The following is a 4,153-nucleotide window of genomic DNA, read 5'->3' as shown; positions in this document are numbered from 1 at the left end:
CCGCCACCCAGATCAAGGGCACTTCCGGCAAGCTGGCGGAACACGCCGACGTGCTGACCGGCGCGGTGGAGCGCTTCCTGGGAACGGTCAGGGCGGCGTGAGTCTCCAAATCAAGGAACACGAGCCCCTGAAGGCCCTGCTGGCGGCATCGCCTGGGTGGAGAAGGCCACTCGCCCAACCCTGCAGGCAACGCGCGACCTGGGTTGATGGTCCGCGCGCCTTACAAATGGTGTGAGATAGCGAATAAGCTCAGAATGAAGGGTGAGGCGAACCGCCAAACTTCAGCCCGGCTTATTGCATATTTTAACTAGATTTTCACCAAATAGTGCAAAAATCTAGCGCCGCACCGCAACTGCGAGAGAAGACCGCTGCCCAAATATCGGCGAGATTTGCTTAGTGCCTGTTTCAGCCATTTCGTCGGAAAGGCTCAATTCCAGATAACCCCTATCTCTCGCACAAACGGGCGATTGCCTGGTCGATCAAATCGGCTACAAAGGCGGGGGCAATTCGGCTGCAGGCCTTATTTCCCGTCATTCTCGATAGGGCCTACATGACTCCACGCGATTTCTTTGCCAAATGGCGCCACGTCGAACTCAAGGAGCGTAGCGCTTCCCAGAGCCATTTCAACGATCTATGTGCGCTACTCGGCGTCCTTGATCCCATCTCGGCCGACCCTACAGGTATATGGTTCACCTTCGAGAAGGGCGCCAGCAAAATAAGCGGGGGCGAAGGTTGGGCCGACGTTTGGCGCAAAGGGTGTTTCGCTTGGGAGTACAAAGGGAGGCACGCCAACCTAGACCGAGCTTATAAGCAACTCCTGCAATATGCTGTAGCGCTGGAAAATCCGCCGCTTCTGATCGTATCCGACATGGACCGGATTATTGTTCGAACTAACTGGACCAACAGTGTACAGGAAAAACATGAGTTCGCACTCGAGGACCTCATTGACGGTGCGGTACGTGACCGACTGAAAGCAATATTCCTCGATCCTGAGGCATTCAGGCCGAAAAAATCCCGGCAGGAACTAACCGAGGAGACCGCTGGCGAATTCGCCGGGCTCGCGCAACGCCTGCGTGACCGGGGTCACGAAGCACACCAGGTTGCGCACTTTGTCAATCGGCTGGTGTTCTGTTTGTTTGCCCAAAATGCAGGCCTATTGCCCGACAAATTATTCACCAAGATGCTCGAGGTTAGCAGGCACAATCCAATCGAATTCGCCGAAAATGCCCGCATGCTGTTCGGCGCAATGGCACGCCGGGGCGGCAAAGTCGGATTTACTGCAATCGAATGGTTCAACGGTGGTTTGTTCGAAAACGATCATATCCTACCGATAAGTAACGACGACATTGAAGCATTATTGAAGGCCGCAGGCCGCGACTGGTCACAGATTGATCCCTCGATTCTTGGCACTTTGTTCGAGCGCGGACTCGATCCCGCCAAGCGCAGTCAGTTGGGCGCGCACTACACTGATCGCGAGAAGATCATGATGATCGTGCGGCCGACGATCATCGCGCCACTTGAAGCCGAATGGGCCGACGCGTTGGCGAAGATAACCTCGTTAGTCGAAAGCGCACCCCGACGGACGGAGAATCGATTGTTAACTCCCGCTGAGAAGCGCAAAGGTGAGCGGATTCAGGACCAAGCGGCTGCAATCCATTCCGCCTTCGTCGAGCGGCTAGCTACATTCAGGGTGCTCGATCCGGCCTGCGGATCGGGCAATTTCCTTTATGTTGCCTTGCGCGCCCTCAAGGATATTGAACACCGTGCCAATCTTGACGCTGAAGCGCTTGGTTTGCCTCGTGGCTTCCCGCGAGTGGGGCCGGAATGCGTGTTGGGAATCGAACTTAACCCCTATGCCGCTGAGCTAGCACGCGTCTCAGTCTGGATTGGTGAAATTCAATGGATGCGCCGGAACGGCTTCGACGCGGCAAAGAATCCGATCCTGCGGCCACTTGAAACGATCGAGTGCCGCGACGCGATACTCAACGTAGATGGCAGCGAGGCGGTGTGGCCTGCAGCAGACGTGATCATAGGAAATCCGCCGTTCCTTGGCGCGAAAATGATGAAGCGATCGCTAGGCGTCGCCGAAACGGCGGCGCTGCGCAGGGTATTTTATGATCGGCTGCCTGGATTTACTGATTTGGTCTGTTACTGGTTCGAGAAGGCTAGAGCCCAAATCGCCAATGGTCTGACTAAGAGGGTTGGTCTGGTTGCAACCAATTCGATTGCGAAGAATACCAATCTGCCCGTTCTTTATCGTATCGCTGATACCGCGACCCTTTTTGATGCATGGTCTGATGAAGCCTGGGTAGTGGACGGTGCAGCCGTGCGCGTGGCACTCGTGTGTTTTCAAAATCGAGTTGAGCCACACCCATCAACCACACTCAATGGTCAGGCTGTAACACACATAAATCCGGACTTAACAACCGGTATCAATATCTCCGCCCTGCCAGCTCTTCAAGAAAATCGTGGGGTCGGATTCGTCGGTGTTCAGAAGAGTGGACCATTCGACGTATCTGGCCAAATTGCCAGAAGTTGGCTCGCTCTGCCTTTAAATCCCAATGGCCGCCCTAATTCAGATATTCTGAGACCTGCTTGTAATGGGCGAGATATAACGACATCTCGAAGGGATATTTGGTTTATCGACTTTCCCCGAGGCCTTTCGGAGGAGGAAGCATCGCTCTGGGAAGCCCCCTTTGAATATCTCAGTCATGCGCCTTATGATCCAGACGATCCTATCTCGCCACGCCTTCCAGATGTTCGCTCAAAAGCACGAGATTTACACCCCCGGAAGGAATGGTGGACAACCTACTGGCCGCGCCCAGAGGTGCGCTCGCAGCTAAGTCAGCTAAACAGATACATTGTGACCCCAATGACGTCGGAACACCGCATCTTCTTATGGCTCCGACTCCCAACGTTACCTGACAATAACCTCGTTATTATCGCTCGTGATGACTCCACACATTTTGGCATTCTGCATTCGCGTTTCCACGAAGCATGGAGCACACGGCTAGGCAATAAGATGGGTGTCGGCAATCAGCGTCGGTACAATCGTGAAGCCATCTACGACACTTTTCCCTTCCCTGAAGGCCTGACGCCCGATCTTCCAGCCGCCGCCTATGCGACCGATCCCCGCGCTCGGGCTATCGCGGCGGCGGCGGACCGCCTCAACGAATTGCGCGAGAACTGGCTCAATCCCACCAACCTGATCGTGCGCACACCCGAGGTTGTGCCGGGCTATCCTGATCGCATGTTGCCGAAGGACGAGGAAGCCGCGAAGGAATTGAAGAAGCGCACGCTCACCAACCTTTATAATATTGGCCCTCAATGGTTGGCACACGCCCACGCCGCACTCGACGCGGCAGTGGCCAATGCTTATGGCTGGGGTAACGACTGGCGCACCGGCGAGTTGACCAACGATGAGGTCCTAGACCGCCTCTTCCACCTCAATCGCCAACGCGCTTCCCGGCAACTAAGGTGATTGGGCGCGAGCCTTCAGCCAACTCAATTAAACGCGAGCGGGTTACTTGCAACTATCGCGGCCAGTTCCAAAACCGATATCAGAGTCTACACCAACCCCACTCATAACGTGAGAGATTACACTGATTCTCACGTTATGCGTCAGCCGCTCCCACTTTATGCGACAGCGCACAGATGTGCACCCATCTGCGCGCCCGCCGCCACATTTACCGGGAAAGTTAAAAACGATAACGAGAATGACTTGCAATAACCCCGTAACGCCGTTACAGGGGCCGCGAGACATTTCGTTGACACCCCATTCCCGGGAGGAACCGTTGAAGATCCGCGCCCTGTGCCTCACGCTGCTGGCCACCACCTCGCCCCTGGGGGCGCTGGCGGCGCCGGCGGCCCCTGACGACGCCTTGGCGGACCAGTCCGCCACGCCAGAGGTGGTCATCACCGGCCGGCGCGAGGACGTGACCGAGGGCAGCGGGTCCTACACCGTCAAGTCCACGGCCGCCGCCACCAAGCTGCCGCTGTCGCTGAAGGAGACGCCGCAGTCGGTCACCGTCATCACCCGCGACCAGATGAACGATTTCGGCCTGCGCACGGTGAACGACGTGCTGGCCAGCACCACCGGCATCAACGTGCAGGAAGTGGAGACCAACCGCACCTATTTCAGCGCGCGCGGCTT

The 4,153-nt window shown here is 56.4% G+C and carries 2 protein-coding genes; both read left to right on the top strand.

Annotated elements, in window-relative coordinates; translation table 11 throughout:
- Positions 1-550: 550 nt before the first annotated feature.
- A complete protein-coding gene (locus I55_RS14825) occupies positions 551-3,481 on the top strand; it encodes a DNA methyltransferase (protein ID WP_044561363.1) in 2,931 nt (976 codons plus the stop codon).
- Between the two features lie 313 nt (positions 3,482-3,794).
- A partial coding sequence (locus I55_RS14820) for a TonB-dependent receptor plug domain-containing protein (protein WP_044561362.1) occupies positions 3,795-4,153 on the top strand: 359 nt, incomplete at its 3' end.

This window comes from Azospirillum sp. B4 (assembly GCF_000333275.1).
In the GTDB taxonomy this organism is placed as follows: Bacteria; Pseudomonadota; Alphaproteobacteria; order Azospirillales; family Azospirillaceae; genus Nitrospirillum.
Note: the sequence above shows the minus strand (reverse complement) of the source record. Positions and strands in the feature narration are given on the sequence as shown.

Excerpts from the sequence above, each read along its gene's own strand:
- I55_RS14825 (WP_044561363.1), top strand. The coding sequence starts at position 551 with ATGACTCCACGCGATTTCTTTGCCAAATGGCGCCACGTCGAACTCAAG.